The following is a 26889-nucleotide window of genomic DNA, read 5'->3' as shown; positions in this document are numbered from 1 at the left end:
TGTATTAATTTTTCAATTTAAGCTTCTGAATGATAAAATTACCTATCTCGTGCCCCTGAAATGTTCCCTTTTGCACGCTATTGAGGAAGTGGATACCACCATAATTCCTGCTGATGGCCGTTTCATCAGCGGCTTTATTAAATGAATCGAAATGTCGCTGCAGGCCAATATATCGCATTTCTGTTGTATCCAGAAATTTGAAGTTATCACCAAACAAATAAGTTAATACGGTTGATGATGCCGCGCTGATATCAGCATGCCCGGCGGGATATTCAGGGAAAGGCGGCGTCTGTAGCATGGGCAGCCATTCGCGGTCAATAGTTTCATTTATTTGAGATACCGGCCTAATATAAGAGTATTCATATTTAGCCTCCCATCCGCAGATAAATGAATCAAACAATGCGATAGAGGTAAGCGCGTAGGCCTGTGCCACTTTTACCACGTTGGCATGGGTTTGCTTACAGGCTATAGAAGTTATGCCTATCCAATGACCACCGGGTGTTATTTTTTTATCAGCAAACATCATGTGCCCGCTGTGCTGTACCACAAAGGGGTTATCATCCCAAAAACGGGCTATGATCTTTTGTTCGTTAGTAAGACTTTTATTTAAGCGATAAACCTGTTGCACCTGCTTTACAAAAGCGCTGTTGGTATCGGCGCTGTAAGCCGGTGGCGGCGGTAAAGGAAACTGTTTGGATGAATTGATCACAAAGGGCTCCATTGTTCCCCAGCAATATTCCACCCCATCGAAATAATCAGGAGGAGTTGGGCGCCACATGGCGTGGCCGTTGTTGCCCAGATATTTAGGTTTACCACGGGTTTGCGGATAATTATCAACCATTGCCCTTTTTATGATGAGTTTACCTATTTTTTCACCAAATGCAATTGACCGGGCATAGGTAGAATCATCCATAGTTTGTTTAAACATAGGGTAAATCTTATCCTCGTAATCCTGCAGGGTATCAACGGAAAAGGTTATTTTATGGGCTACTACAAAAAATGCTTTGGTAGCTGCCAGTGTAAAGTTATATATCTTTCCTTTTTCAGGTACAGGTGGCGCATCAAAACCTTTTATCTGGGTGATGAGGGAACTGTATGTTGGATCGGCATAGCGCATTGCTTCATAGGAGGCCAGGTTAGCATAACCATAAATACGACTGGCTACCGGCGGGGTAAACACATCATAAATAATAACTTTTGTAAGCTCCTCTTCATTTGCATGCAAAATTTCCGCATCATTTATGGTTGCTTTCTTCCCGCAATTGGTGAGGAATAAAACCGAGAGCAACAGCATTAATGAGGCTTTGTGGTATTTCATATTTTGTGTTTTTTAGGTCCGTATCCCGGTATATGAGTGCCAAACACTCAACCGTAAAAAAACTTTACCAATATATATAATCCAGCATCATATCAGATGATATTATATCAAAAAAGGTAAAATTTCACCATACAAACTGTGTTTGATCAATAATTGATTAGTGTTAATCAGGTTAAATAGTATGTCGGGTTTAATTATTAAAGCCGGCAGTATTGGTTATTGGGATAAAATTAGGATGGTTTGATAAACATATGTAGTATTATTTTACCAAATAATATAAGAAATATCACCCAAAAAACACAAAAATATACCAATACGATCCATTTATGCAGGAAGAATCTTAAAGCTATAGGCCACCTGGTCTGCTGTATTATCTGGTAAATTGATGGTTAAAGCATAACTATTACGATCAAATAATAATTCCTGACCTGTGCTGAATAATTTAACACTACCTATTTTACCGATAATGCGGACCGTTCAATCCTAATACTTTTATAACAGCTTTACCACCATTGATTTACCAGCATAAATAACTGTTTTATCAATTTTATTAGCAACTGCTGCATCAGAACCATGCGCGCCCTTCACCACTACTATGTTAAAGATATGCTGTTTCAGCATACCCGGGAAACTACCCTTTGTGGCTGATATGGTAAGCTGTTGTTGTTTATCGTTCCAATTCAGTTTAAAGGTGGCGTATTTTCCATGTTCGTAATTGTAATTATCATTTTCGTCCTCGTAGTAATCAAAGCTGCCATTTGCTCCGCGATAGATCCTTAATTCAATTTTATCGGCAGGCTTCTCCGTAGCATACTCCATTACCGGACCCATCGGGATAATTGAACCTGCCTTAACATACAACGGCAGGGTTTCAATTGGCGCAGGGGCCGCAATGGTTTGTCCGCCATTGTAAACCTGGCCGGTATAGAAATCATACCATTTTGCAGTTACCGGTAAATAAACACTGCGGGTAGTTTTTCCTGCGGATGCATTGCTACCGCTATACAATTGCTCGGTAACCGGGTTTACCATAAATGCCGGGCCGAACATATACTGATCGGGGATGCTATACACATTGGTATCAGTTCTGAAATCAAATGCCAGTGAGCGCATAATGGTATAATTATCCTGTGTTACTTTGGCCGATAGCGAATAGATATACGGCAACAGACGGTAACGCAGCTTATCGTATTTTAACAGGATATTTCTTGTTTTTTCATCCCAATTTTTTGAGAATATGGCACGCTCCCCTTTACCATGAATCCTGAACACCGGGCAAAATGAGCCGAATTGGAACCAACGGGTAAACAGCTCACGGTATTCCGGTTTCGACCAATCCGGAGACTCCCAATGCAGGTGGTAACCACCGATATCCGATGTCCAGTACGGGATACCTGATGCACAGGCGTTAATCCCCTGCGGCACCTGCCTTTTGTACGATGCAAAGGTACAGGTAATATCAGACGACCATAAGGTTGCCGCGTTACGCTGTTCGCCTGCAAACGATTGGCGGATGAGGAAGAATGCACGTTTGCCCGGGATATCCTTGCGCCAGCCTTCGTAAATACCGGTTGAATGTTCTAACGAATAAGTATTAAAGTAATCGATTCCTTTGCCGGTATAGAAATTGCTTTGGCGGCGGGCATCCAATAGATCGGTATTATCAGGTTCGCACTGGTCAACCCACCAGGCATCCCAGCCATAACGTTTAATCAGGCTGTCACGTGCCTCCTGCCAATATAATTTGCGGGCAGCAGGATTATGAGAATCATAGTAGTTATCGTATGTATGTGTCATAAAGTTTAACCAGGTAATATCGGTTAAACCGCCTATTTTCTCTAATGCGGCATAATTGGGTGTTCCTTTACCTAATACCGGCCAGATGGAGATCATGGCATGCACATGCGATTGATGCAGTTCATCAACCATAGCTTTAGGGTTTGGGTATCTCGTCGGGTTCATGATATGTGAGCCGATCGGGAACGGATCCCAGTAAAACCAATCCTGAACAATTACATCAACCGGGATATGATTATTACGATAGTTATTCTTAACGGAGATGATCTCATCCTGGCTCATATATCTATCCTGCGACTGGAATAAACCGAATGCCCATTTAGGAAACATCGGTGCCTTACCTGTAGTTATGCGGTACAGGTCGATGATATGATCGAAACTTGGACCGTAGAAAAAATAATAATCAACCTGTTTACCACTTTCTGATACATATTTGAACTTGGTATTACCGGCTTCGGCACCATAAAAGTTTGAGGCGGCATAATTGTCCCACATCAATCCGAATCCCTTGGTTGATAACAGAACCGGGATTGCGCCAGTCATGTATTTGATCAGCATTTCCTGGTTACGTCCTTTGTAATTTATGGATAATGAATCCAGCGGGTGGCAGCCTAAACCAAACAAACCTTCATCAGCCGGAGAAACAAACTGTGTTGAACAGTTATAAGTATTGATGCCTGCGATGGTAACAGCCTGCATGGTTTTGTTATCCGTTTTATCTTCGGCAGTTATTACTTGTCCTGCTTTGGTTAAATAGCTGATGGCGTTGGTTGCTTTATCTACAACCACTTTTAGTTTTGATGTGGTTATAACTACACTATTACCTGCATCAGCCACGGTAAACACAGTGGGCTGGGCCCATTTATTAGTAACTACCAATGATTCCTTATTCAGAAAAGAATTGAGCCTGGTATACTTTACTTCGATAATATCAGCGCTGCAAACTTTTATTTTAAGAGCACCTTTGTCCAGCTTAAAGTTAACGCCATCCGCTTCCTTACTGAAACTTTGGACAGCGGCATTTGCATGGGTACTTGCCATGCACGAAAGGAGTAATAAGGATATCCCTACTTTGCAAAGGCCGGAATGTAAATTTTTAAATAACATAAACGTTTATATTTTTTTGGTTGAATATTTATTTTGATTGGCTGATATCGCCATAAAAAGTTCCGCGGCCGTGGGTACCTACATACACCCGTCCATATTTTTTAGGATCACCTGTAATTTGCAGAATCAGGCTCCATCGATGGATATCATCATTAATACGCACCCAGTTTTTCCCTTTATCATCAGAACGAAATATACCATCCACCCCATTTATGGTGCCTGCTAAGTACAGTGCCGAATAATTGCTTTTAGGGGCAGCTTTACCAAATCCAAAACCATGTATCTCGGTAACACCGTTTATCTTTTCAAAATCTGCCGAACCTTTTTTGGCATGATACAATCCGTCAAAATCAGCTATCCACAGGTCACCTTCTTTACCCGGCGCAGCATATAAACGATCTTGCCCTCCGCGGATATCGCCCCGGTTTGAGGCGCGATCGGGCAAGCCATTGGGTAAATGAAAATCCTGTTCGGTAAAAGTGCTGCCGTTATCGGTGCTGGTGTAAAGTTTACCGTTAAACAGGTCCATCGCATAAAATTTAGCATCGTTTAGCGGATCGGCTATTACACGGGTATTATTGGGCAGGGTTGCTATTTGTTTCCATGTCGCCCCTTTATCAGTGGTAACATAAGGTGCGCTGCGCTGTGGCGTCCATATCCAGGTATTGCCTAATGCTGATACGCAAATAAAGCCATCCTTGCTACCACGCTGCGGTGCACTTGTTGTCGGCTGCCATGTTTTGCCGCCATCCAACGAATAGCCGATATTGCCACCACCTACCTGTGATGACCCAACACCTACCCTAACCACTACATCACTGTTTTGAGCGCCACAGGTTACACCATCGGTATTAGCAAAATGAGGATTTATAAAATTGCCTTCGGGTGCGGGTTCATCCAGGTTATTATGTACAAAGCCGCCATAATCGCCTATTGCAGATATTAAGGGAACACCCTTTGGCGGACTCAATAGTTCTAAGGCTACTGTTTCTTCAATGCCTTTATTTTTAGTCCCCCATGTGGTAGGTTTGCCTTTGTCAACATCGGTAAGGTCAAAAGTTTCGTGCAAGCCATAACCTGTAGTAAATATGGCGTGATCTGAGTTGAAAGGATCAATCTCCAAATCGAACAACCAGTGTATGGGCGTGTGTGATACGTAAGGCGCATCCGTATAATCGAATTTGCCATCGCCACCACCCGTAAATACAGGTTTCCAGGTAGTTCCGGCATCTAAACTCCTGAAAATATCATCGCCACCGGCTTTACCATAGCGATGAAAAGTACTTACAATAACCGTTTGCGGGTGCTGCGGATCAACAGCTACGGCAGCATAGCCAAATCCCTGTTGATTTTCGGGCTGGGGTTTTAGCGGGGTGATGTTTGTCCATGCCCCATTGCTTATATTAAATTTATACACAGCGCCATCCGTCATCACATCAGGCCCGGGATTGGTACCATAGGTAATATATAATGAACCATCGGCTGATAATATAGCATGGGTTGGCATCAGGTCGGTAGGCTCGCCGGGTATGGGAGCCCATGTTGCGCCGCCATCGGTACTGCGGAACAAATTCTCTTTTCCTTTTTGCGAGATACCTACATAAATATTGGCACTCTTTTTATCCGCTTTACTTTTAGGATCGAATACAACAAATATCATCCCGTTTGGCCTTGGGTGATATCTTGCTTTTGGGATAATTATAGTATCAGCAACAGGGATCTTTACCTCAGGAAAGTTATTTACGCGATTCCATGTAACGCCGGCATCTTCACTCTTCCAAAGGCCATCCAAACGGGTTGCCATATAAATAATGTTGCCGTTATTTGGATCTACAGCCATACGTTCGCCATTACCCCTGCCGTTCTCGTTGCCACCCATTCTGAAAGGCACATCGGTACGCTTAAATGTTTTCCCCCTATCGTCAGACCGTAGTATGGCGTTGGGAAACCTAATACTTGTATAAGTACCGCAAGCCATATATACACGGTTAGGGTTATTGGCATCCAATGCGATACTTTCCACGCCCATCAGGTTGCGGTCGTTATAGGATACCCAATCGAGCAGTGGTTCCCATGCTTTTATCGCTTCGTTCCATTTATATGCGCCACCCATATCGGTACGGCAGTACAAAAGGTTCTTTTCTGTAGGGTGGTAGATAACGCCGTCAACAAATCCACCACCACGCATCTGTACGCTCTTCCATTGATATGGCTCACTATGCACCTGTGCATTGACTGCCGTTCTTAAACTAACAGCTATAAGTAATACGAATGACAATAAATTCCTCTTCATAAGATAGCTTCTGAAAAACATGCGATAATTAAATCCGCTTACCGGTATAAGAATTGGCTTTGTTTGTGAATAAATCGGTTTTTACAAAGGCGTAAGGTATTATACATCTATTGAAAAGATGTACACATTTGTATCTATCATATGCAACAAATGTTCACACAGCTAATTGATTAGCAAAATGAGATAAAAACACATTTCTTGCTGATTATAAATAATTTACACATTTAAACAGCGAAAAAACGGGTCAAAACAAGGGCAACAACTGATCTTAAAAGGAGTATGGTTGAAATCGGACGTGCTCATTGCCCATTTATATCAGTGGCAAGTACTTCGCTCATGTAATCAAAAAAAGGGCGCATATTACGGAAAGTTATACTTGCTTCTTTAATGAAATTTTCATGCAGTACTTCTTCATCCGTAAACCGCCGGATAAGCAGGAATTGCTTGTAGCGCAACAATTCTATCCCATCGTTATTGGCGTCATAACCTTTTGGTGTGGTCTTTAGCTGTTCGCCCTGTAAGGTGCCGAACGTATCTATAAAAGTTTTACTGTTCAGAATGTTTTGCAATGGTGCTGCATCAAAAGCAATGTCATCCCTGATAAGTTTCAGATCCGCCGGGTTAGGCCCGCGAAACCCACCCACTATCAAGCTATTGCCAGGTTCAAAACGAAAATAATAGCCACCCCGGCGGTATTTGCCGGCACGGCGGAACCCACCACTCCAGCATGTTTTGAACGGGATCTTATCTTTTGAAAAGCGTGTATCCTTATAAATGCGGCGCAGGCTCTTTTTGCCGTTGGGCGTTTCAATCACATCATGTATATTCAATTCCTGCAACAGGGCATCTGCAAAGCTTTCTACAAAACCAAGCTCATGCTGATAAACCTCTTTATGAAGGGCAAACCATTCGCGGTTGTTGTTATTTTTCAACTCGCGTACAAAGTCAAAGGTTGACGCAGGCAATACAGGAATACTCATACAACAAAACTAGTGGTTAAACTATTATGAATTGTACCACCGAGAGTAATTATCTAAATTCGACTATGAAAAAAATCACTCTGCGCCTTTTGCTTAGTCTGTTGTTATTGTTCCCCGGCTTTTCGCTTTTGGCGCAGAAACGTTTGGTAAAGGTGATTTATATAGGTGACAGTATTACTTTTGGTGCCGGGCTTGATGACGCAGCTACTCAAGCTCCACCTGCAAAAGCAAGCGCTTATTTAAAAGCACAACGTGGGATAGATTCGGTTGAATTTTCGAACCAGGGACATAGTGGCTATACCACTGTGGATTTTTCACCAGGTGGCGTCTCTTTTAATGCTGCTGAAAAAGCGGTTAACAGTTTTTCAGCCAAACCTGGGATCTTGATCTTTTCAATTATGCTGGGCACAAATGACAGCGCTATAAAAGGCACACACGGAGCGCCCGTATCGCACGAGGCTTATTATAAAAACATGAAAAGCATTGTAGATAAACTATTGAATGATTTTCCGCAATGCAAGGTTGTGATCAACCTGCCACTATGGTACAGCCCCAACACCTATAACGGCGCACAGTATTTACAGGAAGGCTTAGACAGGCTGCAAAGTTATTTTACACCTATAAAAAATCTGGTGAACAGCTATCAAAATCACCAGGTATTTTTAGGTGATACATTAGCATTCACCTATTTTAAAACCAACTATTTAACCAGACTACAGCATGAAAATGGCCGCCAGGGTACATTTTACCTGCACCCTAACAAGGATGGTGCTGCCGACCTGGGCGCTTTTTGGGGCAAGGCTATTTATGGTGTTATAGGCAAGCGGTAGATAATAGTTGTCAATATTAAATTACGCTATTGCTGACCAAACATTTCCTATCTTTAGATTAAAACCCCACATCATGAAAAAACTTACGCTAATCGGCCTGCTTTGCGCGGCTTTCCTGTTGGGCTATGGTTTCAGTCGTGTAACCAATCCGATCAATAGCGGTCCTCGAGTAACGGGCATCGGCGGTATTTTTTTTAAGGCCAAAGACCCCGCGGCGCTTAAAGCCTGGTACAGCAAAAACCTGGGCATCCGCATTGGGGGATTCGGTTCAGATTTCGAATGGCACCAGGGCATGGACAGCACAAAAAAGGGGTTTACCATATGGGCGCCGTTTAAGGAAACCACCAAATACTTCCAGCCCTCTGAAAAGCAATTCATGATCAATTACCGCGTGGAAGGCTTGGATCAGCTTTTAGCCAAAATGAAGGCGGCGGGTATCCTGCCGGTTGATAGCGTGCAAAAGGCGAGCTATGGTAATTTTGTACACTTGATGGACCCGGAAGGCAACAAGATAGAATTATGGGAGCCCAATGATGTGGAATTTGCCAAAATGAGCACCATCACCACCAAATAAACGGCAACTGTGTCTATGACATTATCACCACAACAAAACAAAAACTATTGTATTTTGAGTGTGATTTGATATCTTGCTAATTAAACATCAGCTATCATGCGGCTTAAACTACGGGAGGAAAATACAAATGGTGAATTACTGTTTTTTAAGGAACAAACGGGTTTTGACAGGCTATCTTTTACCCGTGACCGCTTTGACAAGTATTTTACCATCGCATGGAACCCGGCAGAAAGCCAGACCATAACTATCGACGGTTCTGCCTATGATTTCCCGAAGGATTCTTTAGTAACCCTATTGTTTAACCAATCCTTCAGCTTTGAAAATTCCACAAATATTGTCGCCTGGCAGTTTAATCGTGAATTCTACTGCATTATTGATCACGATAGCGAAGTAAGTTGTGTGGGCTTCCTGTTCAGCACTACAGACCATTTGTTCATTAAACTAAATGACGAGGCGAAGCAAAAGTTGCAGCTGCTGGCGGACATTTTCATTGAGGAATTCAAGACCTCGGACAATATCCAGAATGAAATGCTGCTGGTGCTGCTAAAGCGCCTGATCAGCTATGTAACCCGTTTGGCCAAATTGGGATATGCCCCGGTAAAAAGGCTCCCGGATGAAAGGTTTCACACCATCCGAAAGTTCAACCTGCTGGTGGAAGCAAATTTCAGATCGGAGCATGCTGTCAGTTTTTATGCAGAACAACTTTGTAAGTCACCTAAAACGTTATCTAATCTTTTTGCCATTTTCAACCAGAAAACCCCTTCGCAGATCATCCAGGAAAGAATCGTCGCAGAAGCCAAACGGCTTTTGTACTATACAGACAGATCGATAAAGCACATCACTTTTGAGCTCGGTTTTGAAGACGTATCCTATTTCTCCAATTTTTTCAAAAAAAACACGGGCGTATCGCCCTCTGATTTCAGAAACTCACCAAAAGAAGCCAAAGAAGGGAAATAATCGCAACTAATCGGGAAATGTGTCCATCAGCCCCGCCTGTTTTTCATTGCACCTTTGTATCGTTGACACAAACAAAAAATCAACGATAAAGAAAATGGAAACACTAAATGTAAAAAACGAGATCAAAAATGTTGTACTGGTTCATGGCGCCTTTGCAGACGGCTCCGGCTTTAAAGCACTTTATAACGAATTAACTAAAAATGGGTATAACGTATCAGTTGTGCAGAATCCCTTAACTTCATTGGAAGACGATGTTTTGGCAACACATGTTGCTTTAGACAGGATCGGCGGTCCGGCAATCCTTGCCGGGCACTCATGGGGCGGAGCTGTAATTACCGAAGCCGGTAACCACCCAAATGTTGCTGCGCTGGTTTATATCGCTGCATTTCAGCCAGACAACGGTGAATCTGCCCTGCAATGGCTCCAGACAGCCGCCCCAGCCCCCGAAAACGGCGTACTTCCTCCGGACGAGAAAGGTATTGTATACTATGACAAAGATAAATACCATGCCGGCTTTTGTGCTGACATTGATGCTGATGAAGCAGCGTTTATGTATGCATCTCAAGGAGCCTTTTACGCAAAGGGTTTCGTAACGCCCATAACCCATGCCGCCTGGAGAGATAAACCAGCTTATGGCCTGATCGCCACAGAAGATAAAAGCATCGCCCCGGAGATCCAGCATGCGATGTATAAACGTTCCAATACGAAGGTTACCGAGATAAAGGGCAGCCATGTAATATTCATGTCGCAGCCTGAAAAGGTAGCGGCAGTTATTATGGAAGCCGCAACACAAGGCGCTCAGAAATAACTATACTATATTTGACGAGTTAAAAAGACAGAGGCTTGCCGTTTTAGGCAAGCCTCTGTCTTTTTAACATTAATCCGTGCCTATGGACTTTAATATTCTAAATTTGAATATGGACGATAATTAAACAACAAGAATTACAATTTTAAGATCATGTGTTCTACATACTACCCGCCTTGATTTTATAATATGATTTATAAGCGACAAGCCGTTGCAACAAGTCGCTATTAGCCTTTACTATTTTGGCCGCTTCTGCCTCACCAGCGGGCATAATGATGTAACCATAGGGCCCTTTCTTATCTCCCAGGACAGTATTATCCGGGTTAATTACAAATGGGCCATGATCTGTGTCACCACCGATATCGGCGTTATTCATATAAGGGGCATAAAACATATAATGGGGCATGCTCATGGTCATTATCTGTTTATCATTCGGGTCGCCTGGATAGCCGCGCATAACCGGGGCCAGCATATAAGATACCCCGTATTCTAAGACTTTTCCAAATAATATTTCTTCATCTTAACTCGACAACAAAATTCTCATTTTGGCCGGAACCTTTCAAGGGTATATAAACAGCGCAGCCGCACAGGCCCGTCCTTCGCTGCCCTTGACAGAACCCGTCCAAAATAAGGGGAGTTGTTTAAGCGTTTAGATGATAAGCCCTAAGCTGCATATTTCATCAGATCCACATAGCACGAGCCGCGATTGACAACAGCAAACATTCTGGAAATGATCTTATTGCGTATAACATTTAGCGTACTCATCTTATTTTTCCCCTCGCTCACTCTTCTTTTATAATAGCTTTTCATCTCTGGATTATATGCGCAAGCACATATAGCCACCATGTGGATTAATTTTTTTAGCTGCTTGTTGGATAAACTACTGACTCGTGTTCTTCCTTTTATGCTGGTACCAGACTGATGCTCAAATGGAGCAGTCCCCACATAGCAGGCGAACTTCCGCCAAGTAGCAAAACGGGTAAAATTGTGCGTATAAGCAATCATATTTGCGGCCAGTACAGGTCCTACACACTTAATACTGGTCAGTAATTGATAGTTTAATTTAACTGTTTCATCACTTTCTATCACCGCCTTTATTTGTTCTTCAATCTTTTTAACTTGCACCGTTAGGTTCATTATCAGGCTTTTATAAACTTGAAATATCCCCTTGTGCTCTTTTCCTTCCAATGCCTTTTTCTGTTCTTTCCATGTGGCTTCATACCCTCCACGATCGCATACCAAGCGATTTCGTAATGTAAGCAACGACTGAAGTTTGAGAATACTTTTGGCTGGTAATAGAGTTGCCTGAATGGTTTCGCGGTGTAGCCAAGCATATTCAGCGATTCTTTGTGCATCGATCTGGTCATTCTTTCCTCTTCTGATCCCTATAGATTGTTTGATTTGAAGCGCAGGAAGCATAGCGAATGGGATTCCAATATCATTTAGATAGGTGGCAAGTTTAATTGAATACATACCGGTATGTTCGAAGCAGATGATCATCTCCGCCGGTTCCGATTGTTTACTATACTTTTTTACCCAACTTAAAAATAAAGCAAATCCTTTTTCCTCGTTACTGAATGTTTTAGAAGCACCGATTCCGTGCAGGTGGACATCAATAGTAAGCTTTGATACATCGATTCCGATAAATACTTTGTATTTCATACTAAATAAATTAATGTGATGTACTTAGACTAAAACCTTTATAAGACCTGGTGTCTAAAATTCTAACTTGTCATTGACATCGACTTGTGACTCGGAACAGGGACTAATACGGGCCATAGGTCTTTAGCCTGGGCCTTGACTTGGTTCACCCTATTCTTTGTCAGCAAGATAGTTTTAATAGTAATCACAAAGAAAATCTAAAGGACATGGAATAGGACTAATACGAAGCATAGGTCTTTAACCTGGGCCTTGACTTGGTTCACCTAAATCTTTGTCAACAAGAAACTTTCGATAATAATCACAAAGCAAATCTAAAGGGGCCTTGACGGCGCCTTGTATACGCCTTTCCTGATCCGGTCTATCACTATATCTTTGATCTGCTTTGCAGTAAATTTTCCGGATGCGCGCATGGCCGCCACAGCCTGGTAAACAGGAAAAATTGCTTTGGTGCCTGCCGCATCGAAGCTAATGGGCATGGTAAGGTCTTTTCTGAATTCCCCCCATTCCCATTCTGTCCGGGTAATAAAACAGACAAACCCATTCGTTCCCTTTTGAGCGATATAATAACCTTTTGCAGGATCTAATAAATAAACAGTGGCTTCTTTACGCAGATGAGGGGGCAGTGCACTTAACGCATAGTCCTTCTCCAGTTCTACCGGCATTTTTTCAAGCTTCGGATCCGCCATTTTTTGGCAAAAACCTTTGGCAGGTAACAGTAAACACTGGGAAGTTATCAATAATACGGCAAGGAGAAGAAAGTACTGCTGACTTTTCTTTGGCAAACTGATTGAATTATTCATGATTGTGGGGTTAAGCTAAGAGACGGGTTTAAACATGATAAAGTTATCCGATACCAGCATACATGATGAGGGGGAAAAAAGACAATCTAAGGGGTTATTTGCGCCAGTTGGTAACGGTATCAATGAGATAGCTCGTAGCACGCTGATCAATATTCAGCCTTGGATGCTATTATCACCGCACCAATACAAACAAAATAGCGCCTTTCATTTTCATGAAAGGCGCTTGGGTCTATTGTGGATCTGATTTCGAACCAGTTTAAAATAACACAAAACAAGGCAACAAAATAGCGTGCAACAGCTTCTTTATCTTACTGAGAAATTTCGGCGAATCGGTATCCATGGAACGATAAATTGAGAATAAAAAATTTGAGTTAAAAATCATACCGGAAGATGTTCCGGTTATAAACCATACTTTGCTCATTGTCTTTATTGTTTTAAATAATTAATGAAACAAAGGTAGCCCGGCAAGCGGGCCGAACTTTATACGAAAGTAGGCAATGCTTGCACTATTTGCCGAAACACTTGCTTTATGGTTTTATGTAGTCTGGCGAAGTGATATTGAACCGATTTTACCAAATTTAAGATACATTTGAGAAAAGAAAACATAAAAAAATTTTTCATTTATATATATATCATGCCATTAGTAACAATCACATCCTTAAAAGGAAGAACAAAAGAAGAAAAAAGCAAAATCGGAGACGTTATCCAAAAAGCTTTGGTTGAGGTTGGCGTTCCGCCAACGGATCGCTTTCAGCGTTTTTTTGACATGAATGAAGAAGATTTCATTTATGATAGATCCTATCCTGATATGCCCGAAGAACGAACAGAAAAATTTATTATGATCGAAATTTTACTCTCAGTAGGCAGAAGCGTAAAAATAAAAAGAAAACTCCTGGAAACGTTAATCTCAGGACTTGGCGATTTGTCTATCGACCCAAAAGACGTTTTTGTGGTTTTTAAGGAAACTGCCTGGGAAAATTGGGCTTTTACGGCTGGTAACATATTGCATATATAAACTTGATATAAGTTGCAGCAATTTGCGCGGCTGAACCCAGGACGAATACTTTTAAAAACGCCGCATGCATTAAGGCGGCGTTTTCGCATGTAAAGCAAGAGTTGAGAGGGCCATTTGTATCACGTCATCAAAAACTGCTTTTTCCGAAGTTGATCACATATTTTTACGATATAAATCACTTATTATTAATACATTATAGAGGACGACTATTAATATCAGAGGATCACTGGTTCAAGCCCAGCCTCAGCAGCAAAAAGGCAAGCACATAAAACAGTCGCTTGCCTTTTTTTAGTTAGGGTTCGTTTACAGGAGTATTAAAAATGCCTGTCTAAAACCCGTTTCAATATAAGTATCGCGGCTTCCATCCCGACAAATGAGAAACCTGTAAAACCTAAAATTAATCCATTTTGATTGTCAGATTTAATGCTGTACTGATTGAGGGTTTGTATGATCAAACCCTCTTTTAAAGCTTCATTCGCTATTACCGCTGCGTTAATATTTGATGGCAGCCATGCAACAAAATGCATACCCGCTTCCACGGGGACCGGGTATAGCCTGTTCTTTAAATACAGGTTAATCAGGCTTACCAGGTCGTCCTGGGCTTTTTTGTATAATATTCTCATCCGCCTGATATGACGGCTAAAATGCCCTTGTGTGATAAATTCACTTATTGTAGCCTGGGTAATTATATTACTCTGCCCTTCAATCACAGATTTTCCTGTAGCGAATTGCCTGGCCATACCTTTAGTTGGGAAAACCATGTAACCCAAACGTAAAGCAGGCAATATAACTTTACTTACATTACCTATATATATAACATTTCCGTTGGTATCCAGGCCCTGTAGCGCAGGAATAGGGCGGCTATTGTATCTGAATTCGCTATCGTAATCATCCTCGATGATCCACATATGATTGTCTTTTGCCCAGTTTAATAATTTTACACGCTCACTAAGTGCCATGGTATTGCCCATTGGAAACTGGTGAGATGGGGTCACGTAAGCAAGCTTAGCTTTCGGGTAATGATATGCAGCAAAATTAAGGTCCATGCCATCATTTATTATTGGTATGGGGCATATCTGCCCGCCAAATCGCTTTATGGCTGACGTTGCACCCGGGTAACCGGGGTCTTCCATCCAGCATTGATCGCCATTTTTCAACAAAATTTCTGCAATTAAATGCAGCGCTTGCCTTGAACTGTTTACGATGAGCATATTTTCCGGGTCGCAGTTTACTGACCTTGAAATGCGCAGGTGATCGCACAAAGCTTTTCGCAAAGGCCAATATCCCTGGGCATCGTCATAGCCTAAATGCAGCTTATCCATCTTTTTATGTACGCCTGCGCTAATGCGTGCCCAGGCCGGAAAAGGGAATTCTGATACGAGGGGGATTGAGGGCTGAAAAGGATGCAGAGGCTCCAGGGCACTAACGTGGTCTTTAAAAGCATCATTGAGTCCGTGTGGTCTGGCTATATAATGTTCTGATTTTTGTACCGGGTATATGGCCTTATTTTTTGACCGGGAGAGTTTATCTGCATTTTTACTGATAAATGTTCCGGAGCCAGTTTTCGCCTCAAAAAAACCCTCCATCGTTAATTGTTCAAAAACCTGCAATACTGCGTTTCTGGAAATTTTGAACTCCGTGCTCATTTCGCGCGAGGAGGGCATCCTTTCGCCTGATCGCAGCATACCATCATATATCCCGTTTTTTAATTGTTCATACAGCTGATGATGAATGGTTGCACCCTGGTTTTTATTGATACTGATAAAAGTTACTAATATCTGAGGCGTAATTTTTCCCATAAAATTGGCTCTTTTTAATTTATCAAAATGGCTCTTTTTAAAGAGCCAATCTATCAATATTTTTGATATAGAGCAACAGCCTCAATTATGATCAAGGGGAGAACCTATTTAAACAAAAAGAAATAATAATCAATATGAAAACAATAAACAGGATAGTTTTAATAAGTATTATTTGCCAGTTGATCTGCATATTGCAACCCGTCAATTTATTTGCACAGCAAAATTCAGGCAGCGCCGGCATTAATATTCAGCGGGATGGTCAGCATGATTTTGACTTTCACCTTGGTAAATGGAAGTCGACTATAAAACGCCTCCTGCATCCGTTAACCGGCTCCACAACGTGGGTTCCAATGATAGGCACGCTGGATGCCCGGAAGGTTTGGGGCGGGCGCGCACAAATTGAGGAGCTTGAAGCCGATGGCTCTTCGGGTCATATCGAAGATTTGCTCCTGTTTCTTTACAACCCACAGTCACACCAATGGAGCCTTAATGCAGCCGCCAGTAATGATGGCATCATGAACACGCCCATGATCGGTGAATTCAAGAACGGGCGGGGCGAGTTTTTTGATCAGGAATCATTCAAAGGCAGGATCATCCTGGTTCGGCAGGTTTGGTCGGATATCACACCAACATCACACCGTTTTGAACAGGCGTTTTCGGATGATGGCGGCAAGACCTGGGAAATTAATTTTATAGCGAACCTGGAACGTATCGACTAAGGCCATTTATAAAAATTTACTAATAATAACATCATATGAACCTTATGGTCAAAGGTCTGAAGAAGACAGCAGTGGCGCTTCTGCCCATCGGGTTCTATTTTCTACTATGTGCATTTGCCCGTCTCCCGCAGTCTCATCCGGCATTCTCACAAACATCAAAAGTAAGATCGCGTAACGCCGGTACAGCGCCGGATGGCCAGCATGATTTTGATTTCGAAATCGGCAGCTGGAAAACCACCTTAAAACGCTTGCGGCATCCGTTAACGGGAGATACTACCTGTGTTGAATATAATGGCACTACAGTGGTGAAAAGAGTTTGGAATGGTAAAGCCAATATGGTTGAACTTGAAGTAGATGCCGCTGCCGGGCACATCGAAGGGTTGAGCCTGCGTCTGTATAATCCACAGTCCAGGCAATGGAGCCTTAATTTTTCGGGCGGTAGCAGCGGCTGTATGAGCAAGCCAGCTATAGGAGAATTTAAAAATGGGTGCGGCGAATTTTACAACCAGGAAAAATATAATGGCCGGGCCATTATAGTACGTTTTATTATTTCGGAAATTACTGCCAATTCGTGCCATTTTGAACAGTCTTTTTCGAATGACGGCGGCAAAACCTGGGAAGCAAACTGGATAGCGACGGACACGCGGGTGAAAGAATGAACCGAAAAAATAAAAATAACTAAAAGAAATATCGATCATAAAACCAAGTACAAATGAAAAAGATCCAATACGCAAGAAATGTCCTTGTCTTACTGATTTTTTTTACGTTTCAGTATGCATTCATTTATGCCCAAACTAATATGTCAAAAGAACCGATGGTCAACGCTAAGATCACATCCACAGGAGAGCTCGATATTACGCCATCAGCAACTTCATCAAAAAATGATTTTGATTTTTTAGTTGGCAAATGGGCCATGGTTAATAAAAGGCTTAAAATGAGGTTGAACCATTGTACCGAATGGATACCTTTTGAAGCGACAGGTGATTATAATACCATATTAAACGGAATAGGTAATATCGACATTTATAAGTCTGCATTTAACCCGGTTAGTAATAAGCCCTATGAAGGTATAACAATAAGGTTGTTCAATCCACAAACAAAATTGTGGAGCCTTTATTGGGCCGATAGTAATTATGGAACAATGGATCCGCCTGTAGTAGGCTCGTTTGAAGGAAATGTTGGTAAGTTTTATTGTAAGGATGTTTTTAACGGAAAGCCAATATTGGTAATGTTTAAATGGGTTAAAACAGATAAGGACAACTATTTATGGAGCCAGGCATTTTCGCCTGATAACGGCGTCACCTGGGAAACAAATTCAACCAGTGTAGCGCATAGATTTAAATAATTTACATTATAGAAAAAATGAAAAATATTCAATACACAGGACAAACTCTTGCATTACTGATCTTGCTTGCACTAAAGCTATCGCTTGTTCATGCGCAAACCACATGGCCAGAAGCCCCGGTAATGGTGAATGCGAAGATCACTTCATCCGGCCAACTTGAAATCACTCCATCCAGTACTTCTTCACCAAAGGACTTTGATTTTTTAGCCGGTAAATGGGCCATGCATAATAAAAGATTGAAGACAAGGCTGAATAATTGCACTGAGTGGGTTGAGTATGAATCGACAGATGAAAATTTTGGAACGATATTAAATGGGTTAGGCAATATGGATATCTTCAGGACGGCGTTTAACCAGGCTGGAGGGATGTCTTATGAGGGTTTGACGTTGCGTTTATTCAACCCTCAAACAAGATTGTGGAGCCTTTATTGGGTAGATAGCAACTCAGGTACCATGGATCCGCCTGTTATCGGCTCATTTGAAGGCAATATCGGCAAGTTTTTTTGTAAGGATATTTTTAATGGCAAACCGATATTGGTGGTATTTGTATGGGATAAAACAGATAAAGATAACCCTGTATGGAGCCAGGCATTTTCGCCTGATAATGGCGTCACCTGGGAATGGAATTTAACCAATACGTCACATCGGATAAAATAGCACATAGATACCTCGCATTTCGTATCTAAAAGGCAGTTAGATGCAGAATTTTAATATCAAGGATAAATTCATAATTAAAATTCTTGAGAAAACGTTAAATGGACAGCACAAAGCAATTGGTTATCTATCCCCTGCCAAATTGCCTCTGTTACCGATTTTTTTAACGGACCGGCCGATTTTGCAGGGGTATTATTTTAATACATCCATAATTTTGGATTGAAACCAAACAAATTAATAGCTAAGATCATGACTGAAAATAATTCCCCTTACCAGTCCTTTCCGGGCCAGGATCCGGTCCATGTTTATGGTTCGAGTCAATTCGATGTACCCTCGGAGATCAGTGGCAGAACCTATCGCATTTTTGTATTTAAACCTGATACTCCTCCTCCGGCCTCGGGTTACCCGGTGGTAGTGGCAACCGACGGGAATATGACCTTTCCGATCATGGCAACCATGAGCGCAACCTTTGCGCTTACAGGGGTGGCTGCCCTTGTGGTAGGTGTGGGTTACCCTACCGACGATCCTGTAAGTCTATTCAGCCTGCGCTACCGAGATCAAACACCGCCTACCCCCCTCTCCAATATCCAGCAAAGGCCCGACCTGCCCCCTGTCAACCCTGATGACTACGGTGGTTCCGAAAGTTTCTACCGCTTCCTCGTTGAAGAGTTACGTCCATTGATTGCCGGTTGCTACCCTGTTGATGCTAACAACCAAACCCTCTATGGTCATTCCATTGCCGGTATGTTCACGCTTGGTATCCTGTTTAACCACCCCGGTTCGTTCCGCAACTTCGTTGCTTCCAGTCCTTCAATTTGGTGGAATAAATGCTCGGTACTGAATGATATTCCCGATTTCGCATACAAAATCGAGGCTGGAGAGGCTGCTCCAAGGGTGCTGGTGCTTGTTGGCGACAAGGAGCAGGATGTACCTGCTACACTACCACCACAGATGACCAGTATACTGATGAAAAAAATGCCGCACGTGCCTTCTCCCATTAGGAATATGATTGCCAGGATCTTTGTTAAGAAGAAGATGCTTGAGTACCGCATGGTTGGCAATGCCCGCGATGTGGGTGAGAGGTTACAGGAGATCAAAGGAACGTCGGGGTACGTTGCCCGTTTTCATGCTTTTGCAGATGAGGATCATCTTACCGCTTTGCCGGCTTCTATTGGCCGAACCCTTTCGTTCGTGCTGATGCCTTAAATCTTTATATACAGACAACACACTGGTGAGATTGAATAGCGGGAGTATGATGGATGGGGTGAATATTAAAATAAAGCAACGATCTGGCCGGCGTACAGTTATAGCGAAGTTTTCGCCTGGGTATTTGGTGACGGCGTCTTTCCATGGGATTATGACTTTTTCGGTAACGGCAGTAAAGCCAGGCGACTGGGTTTTCATGAGTATATAGACACCGAACAAATGTTTTACGACCTGCTCCATGAGCCCAAAATAAAAAAGATCATACCCTGACAGGCAGAAAACACCGCTCGATTACAGGTATTTAGAAATGATTCTGCATCTATATTTAAATGGATGCAGAATTTTTTAAATAAAATTTGCGTAACTTAAAAGTTACCTATATATTTGAGTAACTTAAAAGTTACGCATTGAGCTACTCAATTAAAGGCATCAAATGAAGAAAATGAAATCCACAACAATTGTATTGGCGGCCATGCTATTCGCAGATGCTGCCAACTGTCAGACGGCTAACCCTCAGACAAAAAATTTAAAACAACATCCTATGGAAAAGCAAAATTATACGGCCACCATTCTGGTCGATCAAGATTCGAAAACAGCATTTGATGCCATTAAAAATTTTCGTGGCTGGTGGTCTGAAGAGATCGAAGGAAAAACGGACCAATTGGGCGGAGTTTTCGTCTACCACTATAAAGACATTCATTTATGCAAACTGAAGCTAATAGAAATAATTCCGGATAAAAAATTGGTTTACAAAGTTTTAGATAATCATTTCAGCTTCACCAAAGACAAGAGCGAATGGATCGGCACTAAACTGATCTTCGATATCTCTTCCGAAGGGGGTAAAACCAAAGTAAAGTTCACCCATGAAGGCCTGGTGCCGGAATACGAATGCTATAAAGTTTGCTATGATGCCTGGGGAAATTATATCAAGCACAGCCTTTACAGTTTAATTATTACTGGCAAGGGACAACCTAACCCTAAAGACAAAGATGGATTTAATGCCGAACTGGCAGCAAAGTGGAAAATTAATTAATAAATATCAACCTGGAAATTAAAATGAAAACACACAATTTTACAACTACCCTACTGGTAGACCAAAGCCCTAAAGAAGTTTTTAATGCAGTAAATCAACCGCAAAACTGGTGGTCGGGCGAGATTGAAGGCAGTCCAGCCAAGCTGAACGACGAGTTCACTTATCGTTATAAAGAAATTCATTTTTCAAAGCAGCGAGTAGTTGAAATGATCCCTGATCAGAAAGTGGTATGGCTGGTTACTGACAGCATTATCAATTACACCGAAGATATTAATGAATGGACCGGGACAAAGATCAGTTTTGAAATTACAAAGAAGGACGGCAAAACTGAACTCCGTTTTTCGCACATCGGCTTAGTTCCCGAAATTGAGTGTTTCGACGCCTGTTCAGGCGCATGGACCCAGCTTGTCCGGCAGGGTTTATTTAGCTTGATTACAACAGGTAAAGGCGAAGTAATTCTTTTAGGGTGAAGTTCAAAAGACTCAGGAAGTTATGAATAATTACGAAACATTTTATCAGTTACATCAGCAGAAAAAGCCGCTGATAATTGCTAATGCCTGGAATGCCAAAAGCGCACAGATCATAGAAAAATCAGGGTTTGAAGTCGTAGCCACTTCGAGCGGTGCCATAGCCGCCTCAATGGGCTACCCGGATGGTGAGCAAATGCCTTTTGCTGAAATGCTTTATATCATTTCGCGTATCAAAGCAGCGACCGGCCTCCCTCTATCAGTAGACTTTGAAAGGGGCTATACAGATGATCTTACCCTTTTGAATGAGCATGTCCAACAGCTCATTGATATTGGCGCTGTCGGCATCAATATGGAAGACAACCAGGGTGAAGAATTATACTTGAGGAAGCTCTCTTCCATCAAAAACTATTTATTAAAAACTGGTCAGAAGCTATTTATCAATGCCCGAACCGATGGCTTTCTGCAAAATCTGGACAGTCCGCTGGAGACCACTATCCGCAGAGCGGAGCTGTACAAGGACGCCGGTGCAGATGGTTTATTTGTCACTGGGATACAGGATACTGACCTGATCAGGCAGATCGTTTTGGCGACCTCTCTGCCGGTTAATCTGGTAGGCGCTTCAAAGCAGCTGTCGATCGGGAGCCTGGCAGATCTCGGTGTTAAAAGGATCAGTATGGCCGGCATCTTATTTTCAGCCGGGTACAAAAAGATCGAAGGCATTTTAACTACCATTAAAGCAGAAAATTCCCTGTCGGGATTATTTTCCGCATCTTAAGTTTAATCAAAGAACGGTTAACTATATAAAGACAAGCAATCCGGATAGGGTCATCGTTCGTTTTAAATTGGGGTCTGATCAACAGAAATATAGTTTTATTTAACCGTTTCGTTCATGTAACAATGTTTGTACCTAATTCGAAATAATAAAAAACACAATTATGAAACCAAAAGGATTATTTTTTATTTTACTGCTATTGCTTAGTGTTAGCGGATGCAAAAAAGACAACAATGGAAAAGCAATTTTTGATGGAGATTACTCGGGTAAATTTCTTGCGAGTAACCAAAGCGGCTGGACTTTAAGAGATAGCGTTGTAGTTTCCCTGCAATCGGGACAATTCAATTCTTTAACAAGTTCCTCGACACTGACAACAGGCAAAGGAAACTACCTAATTAATGGCGAGACGGCAACCTTTACGAATACGGAAATATTTCCTGATAATACTAGCGTAGTCACTACTGCTGTGCTGAATGGCTCCTATACATACGTTATAAAAGGAGACAGTATATTTTTATCAAAAACAGATGCTAGCCAAAACGTTTATACTTATAAATTAAAAAAACAATAGTAGAAATGGAGCTTCCGGAGTCATTGATCTCCTCATTCCGGAATATCAAAAATATAATTCCAAAACACTTTGATCATACTAATACCCTTGCGCGCAAAATCAATTTAGTGATTTATCTTACACAAATACCTGAACTTAAAGCACGGAATCACATGGTCAAGCCGCCCGGAATATCCAACTACGTTTGCCAATTAATGATAAATAATGATATCGAGGCAGATGACTTTCGAAAAATAAAAACAGAATGGACTGAAAAAATTAAAAGATTAGAACTGCGGTTGAATTAATTAATTTTACAAAACTCAATAGCTTTTCCAGTCAAACTCATTGTAAAACAAGCAGTTGAAATATTAATTCATATTAACAAATTATATGAAAAATCTGACGTAAATGATAAAAGATACCTAGAAGGGATGCTGTTTCCAGAAAAAATAACCTACGATGGGATAATACATCGAACTCTTGAGATGAACCAAGAGCACAATTGATTTATCTGAAAAACAAAGAGTTACGGGCAAAAAAAATGGGACAAAAATCATCAAAAAATGATTTCGTCCCATGAAGGGTGATCATTGGTCTAATTTCGAACCAGTTTATAGCTGATTTACAAAAAATAGCTCGAATTTGAGGACGTTTATGGTGCAAACTCGAACCACAAAACTATTGAATGTTCATTTGTAGAAATTCATAGAAGCGAATAACTTGAATTTAGAGTAGAAGATTATGAGTCTCTCAAGATAACCTTCTAGCTATGAGGCAAAATCGTTGTTTTCGATATACAATAGTTAATTCAAGGCTATTTTTCGATTTGGTCAAGAACACTCTGCTACATATTTGTAACATTGAAGGTACATGGATTTAAAAGGTATACCTGGCACCGATCTGCATCTGCCACCTGGAAGCCAGCGGGTCAACGGAATAGGGCAAGCCCGGATTAATGAACTGATACAGCGGGTAACCCTGTGATGACCTCGCCGGAATGTAAGGCACAAGACCCACGCTGGCAGTAGAATTATAAGTATTTGGTGAGAAATAAACTTTACCCCAGTTCTTGTCGATCAGGTTGGTCAGATTAGTGATATCGATACTAAAGGTAAGCGTGTGCCATTTAGATGGCTCTTTTTCCTTATTCAAGTTGATATCCTGCGCAAAATGAAAGTCGGCATCATTATTCCATGGCGTTCTGGCAGCATTTCGCTCGGTAAAACCTCCCCTTCTGGAACTTAAATAGGAATTACCATCGATAAATTTATCAAATGCATCAGCCTGCTGCTGTGCGGTTTGCGTTGACGTTGCTGCGAAGAAATTAATGGTCTCTCCTTTTGCCGGAATGTAAGCCAAGCCTACCTGTTGCGGTGTATTTTGCGGGTTATAATTCACAAAACCATAAGTAAAAGGGCTGCCGGATTGAGCTGTCACAAATAAAGTAAAATTACTTACCCATACTTTATTCCAGGCTTTACGATAATTCGCACTTGCAACGATCCGGTTACGGATATCAAAATTGGAATTGGCCAGTTGCGGGTTGTTAGGGTTCAGCGCCTGGTTGAGCTGCCAATTGGATTCAAAAGAGTTCCTGATCCCGTTTGATACATCTTTTGATTCTCCATAAGTGTAAGCTGCTGAAAACACAAAGCCATTATCAAAGTTTTTGGCTATCTGCCCGGTGATGCTGTAACGGTATCCCTGCGAGGTGTTGGACATTTCGTATACGTTCGCAAATTGAGGATTTCTTGGATTTTGACCGGGAAAGATCGGCTGCTTTCTTTGCGTAGCCGCGGTATCATAAGCATAATAAGTTGGGTTATCCGTTAAGTTTATCTGCTTAAAAACAATGTCATGGATGGTTTTGGTGTAGATACCTTCTACCGTGTACTTAAACCCGTTCGGATCTTTATAATCGAGCGCCAAACTGCCCCTCAGCACTTTTGGCATCTTGAAATTATTATCAATCGCGTCTACCTGAGTTTTACCAGCGTTAACATCATTAATGACTTGTCCGTTCCCCCCCGCGAAGCTGCCGATACCTGTGCCCGGCGTATGACTCAAGGGATTCCCGTTAAATGCATAAGGCGGCGTGCCGTCTGTTTTCTGGTCATAGGCGCCATATGTATTACCGTTATTATAAAAGGCGTAGCCTAACCAGGCGAATGGTATCCTTGAGGTGAACATACCCAAACCGCCGCGCAGTACCAGGCTTTGGTCGCCCCTGGCATCATAACGGAAGCCAATCCTGGGAGAGATCTGCACTGCACCAAGATAATTACCGGTGATCTGGTTTAATGGTGTATAGGTATAGGTGGTGCCAAAATTAGGATCGGTAAAGGAATTCTGTGATTTTACGCTCAATATCTGTTTGGTTGGTACCTGTTGGTAATCAAACCTTAATCCGGGGGTAAATCTAAACTTATCGGTTACCTGTATCTCATCCTGTATATAGGTGCTATAAAAGTTCACATTGAATACCGCCCCAGGGTTGGCTAATATGTAATTCCGGCTGTTATTGGTATAATTATAGCTGCCTTGCACCCGCTCCGGGTCACTATTTAAAAAGTCATCTATACTCTGATAAGTCACCCTTCCGTTCCATGCATTCACAAAGCCGTAATTAATCTTGTAGAATTCATTATGCGTACCTACGGTAAGGGTATGCTTGCCCAAATTCCAAACCAGGTTATCCGTCAATTCAAAAGTACTTTGCTTCATATTGAAGATAGAGGCTTCACGATCTGTACCAAAGAAGATAGTGGCCCCCGGTGTATTACCCACGATCTGTACCTGCGGGAATGAAGGATCACTTGTTGGTGTGCGGTAATCATGAATATTAGTATAACCCACCACTGCACTGTTGGAAAAGTTATTGCTGAACCTGGTCTTCAGCTCGGCAACCGTAGAGTTTTGATTATTGTTTTGTTTGTAGGCGATGCTGCCGAAACGAAAGTCAAACTGATCTCTTTCCATGTTTAAGGCATCCGAAAGAATATAATTATTCCGGATTGTAAACTGGCTTTTATCATCAATATTCCAGTCCAGGCGATTGAAAAACTTGGTAGAGTTGGAATAAGTATTGAATTGCCCGGCCGTACCTGGATCGAAGTTGTAATTTTTGATGGAGTAATCAATGATCTTTTGCGCATCTGCTGCACTCAGGATACCAGCGGTTGCCGGGCTGCCTGCAACTTCCAGCACGGGATCCTGTCGCCTCGTGATCTCTTCATTGGTAAAAAAGAACAATTTATTTTTGATCAGCGGAAAACCCAAACGAAAACCGGTCTGGTAATTATAATAAGCCGAAGGCAGCTTGCTGTTCAGTTCAGTTCCGGTATTATCCGGGCCCACCAGCGCAGCAGCACTTCCAAAGCTATAAACCGAACCTTGCACCTCGTTGGTGCCCGAACGGGTTACAGCGTTGATACTTCCACCGGTAAAGTTGCCAATCTTTACATCATAGGGGGCGATATAAACCTGGATGTCCTGAATGGCATCCAGTGAAATAGGATTGGTGCGGGTAGAAGAACCCGGCATACCCGATGAACCTGTTTGGCCACCTGCCGATGGACTGAAACCAATTGCATCGTTGTTGATGGCGCCATCAATAGTTACGTTATTGTACCGGAAATTAGTACCGGCAAATGAATTATCCTTTGAGCCCTGCGGCACCATTTTGGTTATATCTGTTATGCTCCGGTTAATCGTAGGCTGGTTATTTATCTGATTATTGGAGATGTTTTGGCCGGTTCCGTAGTTGTTGGCCTTGGGACCGCTTTTTGAGCTTTTGACCACTACCTCGTTTAGAGTTTTTGTATTATCTGTGAGCACGAAGTTCAGCGTTAACGGCTCACCCAAACTGATCTGCTGGATCATTCTTGTTTCTGTGTTCATACTCAAGAACTTTACTTCTATAGTATAGGGTCCGCCTACCCTTAAACCCGGCAGGTTATAACGGCCATCGTTACCTGTCGCCGTAGCGTATTTGGTACCGGAAGCCGTGTGCACTGCCGTTACCGTTACCCCTGGTAATGGCTGGTTCGTGGCATCCAGCACCTGCCCGCGCAAGCCGCCACTTGTTTCCTGGGCGCTTGTTTTTTGGCCCGCAAAACAAATTATCAGGCAAAGGCCAGCCAGTATGAAGTATTTCATAGCGTATATCTTTTTCATCTCTATTTGGTTTTAGCAATATTGC

General features: G+C 42.1%; 23 protein-coding genes. 14 read left to right on the top strand and 9 right to left on the bottom strand.

Annotation, left to right across the window (positions count from 1 at the left end; translation table 11 throughout):
* Positions 1-4: 4 nt before the first annotated feature.
* The 4 genes from BLU33_RS07855 to BLU33_RS07840 all read right to left on the bottom strand — a co-directional run bounded on the left by BLU33_RS07855 (position 5) and on the right by BLU33_RS07840 (position 7495).
* Entirely contained in the window at positions 5-1318 is a 1314-nt protein-coding gene (locus BLU33_RS07855; RefSeq protein WP_091370988.1) for a vanadium-dependent haloperoxidase, read from the bottom strand.
* Between the two features lie 492 nt (positions 1319-1810).
* Positions 1811-4156, bottom strand: coding sequence for a glycoside hydrolase family 31 protein (locus tag BLU33_RS07850; protein WP_172829226.1), 2346 nt, complete (start codon positions 4154-4156; stop codon positions 1811-1813).
* A 94-nt stretch (positions 4157-4250) separates the two neighbouring features.
* Positions 4251-6515, bottom strand: coding sequence for a WD40/YVTN/BNR-like repeat-containing protein (locus BLU33_RS07845; protein ID WP_157682078.1), 2265 nt, complete (start codon positions 6513-6515; stop codon positions 4251-4253).
* 299 nt (positions 6516-6814) lie between these two features.
* Positions 6815-7495 (bottom strand): DUF2461 domain-containing protein, encoded by a 681-nt coding sequence (locus tag BLU33_RS07840; RefSeq protein WP_091370983.1) that lies wholly within the window; start codon positions 7493-7495, stop codon positions 6815-6817.
* A 65-nt stretch (positions 7496-7560) separates the two neighbouring features.
* Here BLU33_RS07840 and BLU33_RS07835 point away from each other — a divergent pair, with 65 nt between their 5' ends.
* The 4 genes from BLU33_RS07835 (at position 7561) to BLU33_RS07820 (ending at position 10664) form a co-directional block, all read left to right on the top strand.
* Positions 7561-8325, top strand: coding sequence for a GDSL-type esterase/lipase family protein (locus tag BLU33_RS07835; protein WP_091370982.1), 765 nt, complete (start codon positions 7561-7563; stop codon positions 8323-8325).
* Positions 8326-8398: 73 nt separating this feature from the next.
* Positions 8399-8899, top strand: a complete 501-nt coding sequence (locus tag BLU33_RS07830; RefSeq protein WP_091370980.1) for a VOC family protein — start codon at positions 8399-8401, stop codon at positions 8897-8899.
* A gap of 96 nt (positions 8900-8995) precedes the next feature.
* Positions 8996-9856 (top strand): AraC family transcriptional regulator, encoded by an 861-nt coding sequence (locus tag BLU33_RS07825; protein WP_091370978.1) that lies wholly within the window; start codon positions 8996-8998, stop codon positions 9854-9856.
* 94 nt (positions 9857-9950) lie between these two features.
* On the top strand, positions 9951-10664 hold the full coding sequence (locus BLU33_RS07820) for an alpha/beta hydrolase (RefSeq protein WP_091370976.1): 714 nt from the start codon (positions 9951-9953) through the stop codon (positions 10662-10664).
* Between the two features lie 157 nt (positions 10665-10821).
* Here the strand turns inward: BLU33_RS07820 and BLU33_RS07815 are convergent, their stop codons facing one another.
* From BLU33_RS07815 to BLU33_RS07805, 3 genes are all read right to left on the bottom strand, one after another.
* A complete protein-coding gene (locus tag BLU33_RS07815) occupies positions 10822-11118 on the bottom strand; it encodes a hypothetical protein (protein ID WP_157682077.1) in 297 nt (98 codons plus the stop codon).
* A gap of 206 nt (positions 11119-11324) precedes the next feature.
* Positions 11325-12323 carry a transposase gene (locus tag BLU33_RS07810; protein WP_091367515.1) on the bottom strand — a complete coding sequence of 333 codons (999 nt, stop codon included), beginning with the start codon at positions 12321-12323 and terminating at the stop codon, positions 11325-11327.
* A 311-nt stretch (positions 12324-12634) separates the two neighbouring features.
* On the bottom strand, positions 12635-13123 hold the full coding sequence (locus BLU33_RS07805; protein ID WP_157682076.1) for a hypothetical protein: 489 nt from the start codon (positions 13121-13123) through the stop codon (positions 12635-12637).
* Positions 13124-13757: 634 nt separating this feature from the next.
* Between BLU33_RS07805 and BLU33_RS07795 the strand changes: the two genes are divergently transcribed.
* Entirely contained in the window at positions 13758-14138 is a 381-nt protein-coding gene (locus BLU33_RS07795) for a tautomerase family protein (RefSeq protein WP_091380330.1), read from the top strand.
* 314 nt (positions 14139-14452) lie between these two features.
* On the opposite strand, the gene pdxR is transcribed toward BLU33_RS07795, so the two are convergent.
* Positions 14453-15937: a MocR-like pyridoxine biosynthesis transcription factor PdxR gene (gene pdxR / locus BLU33_RS07790; RefSeq protein WP_091370969.1), complete on the bottom strand. Its 1485-nt coding sequence runs from the start codon at positions 15935-15937 to the stop codon at positions 14453-14455.
* Between the two features lie 134 nt (positions 15938-16071).
* Between pdxR and BLU33_RS07785 the strand changes: the two genes are divergently transcribed.
* The 9 genes from BLU33_RS07785 to BLU33_RS07740 all read left to right on the top strand — a co-directional run bounded on the left by BLU33_RS07785 (position 16072) and on the right by BLU33_RS07740 (position 22706).
* A complete protein-coding gene (locus tag BLU33_RS07785) occupies positions 16072-16656 on the top strand; it encodes a hypothetical protein (protein WP_091370967.1) in 585 nt (194 codons plus the stop codon).
* A 35-nt stretch (positions 16657-16691) separates the two neighbouring features.
* Positions 16692-17315 (top strand): hypothetical protein, encoded by a 624-nt coding sequence (locus tag BLU33_RS07780; RefSeq protein WP_197684582.1) that lies wholly within the window; start codon positions 16692-16694, stop codon positions 17313-17315.
* A 140-nt stretch (positions 17316-17455) separates the two neighbouring features.
* On the top strand, positions 17456-18001 hold the full coding sequence (locus tag BLU33_RS07775) for a hypothetical protein (protein ID WP_091370965.1): 546 nt from the start codon (positions 17456-17458) through the stop codon (positions 17999-18001).
* 17 nt (positions 18002-18018) lie between these two features.
* Entirely contained in the window at positions 18019-18657 is a 639-nt protein-coding gene (locus tag BLU33_RS07770; protein ID WP_232009418.1) for a hypothetical protein, read from the top strand.
* Between the two features lie 246 nt (positions 18658-18903).
* A complete protein-coding gene (locus tag BLU33_RS07760; RefSeq protein ID WP_157682075.1) occupies positions 18904-19860 on the top strand; it encodes an alpha/beta hydrolase in 957 nt (318 codons plus the stop codon).
* Positions 19861-20293: 433 nt separating this feature from the next.
* A complete protein-coding gene (locus tag BLU33_RS07755) occupies positions 20294-20893 on the top strand; it encodes an SRPBCC family protein (RefSeq protein WP_232009417.1) in 600 nt (199 codons plus the stop codon).
* A gap of 23 nt (positions 20894-20916) precedes the next feature.
* The gene (locus BLU33_RS07750; protein WP_091370958.1) at positions 20917-21363 is read left to right on the top strand and encodes an SRPBCC family protein; all 447 of its coding nucleotides are present in this window, start codon (positions 20917-20919) and stop codon (positions 21361-21363) included.
* 22 nt (positions 21364-21385) lie between these two features.
* Positions 21386-22138, top strand: a complete 753-nt coding sequence (locus tag BLU33_RS07745) for an isocitrate lyase/PEP mutase family protein (RefSeq protein WP_091370955.1) — start codon at positions 21386-21388, stop codon at positions 22136-22138.
* Positions 22139-22298: 160 nt separating this feature from the next.
* Entirely contained in the window at positions 22299-22706 is a 408-nt protein-coding gene (locus BLU33_RS07740) for a hypothetical protein (RefSeq protein ID WP_091370953.1), read from the top strand.
* An 858-nt stretch (positions 22707-23564) separates the two neighbouring features.
* Here BLU33_RS07740 and BLU33_RS07730 read toward each other — a convergent pair.
* The gene (locus BLU33_RS07730) at positions 23565-26864 is read right to left on the bottom strand and encodes a TonB-dependent receptor (protein ID WP_091370947.1); all 3300 of its coding nucleotides are present in this window, start codon (positions 26862-26864) and stop codon (positions 23565-23567) included.
* Between the last annotated feature and the right edge of the window lie 25 nt (positions 26865-26889).

The sequence above is a fragment of the Mucilaginibacter mallensis genome, assembly GCF_900105165.1.
GTDB lineage: Bacteria > Bacteroidota > Bacteroidia > Sphingobacteriales > Sphingobacteriaceae > Mucilaginibacter > Mucilaginibacter mallensis.
This window is presented reverse-complemented; position numbering and strand designations above follow the sequence as displayed.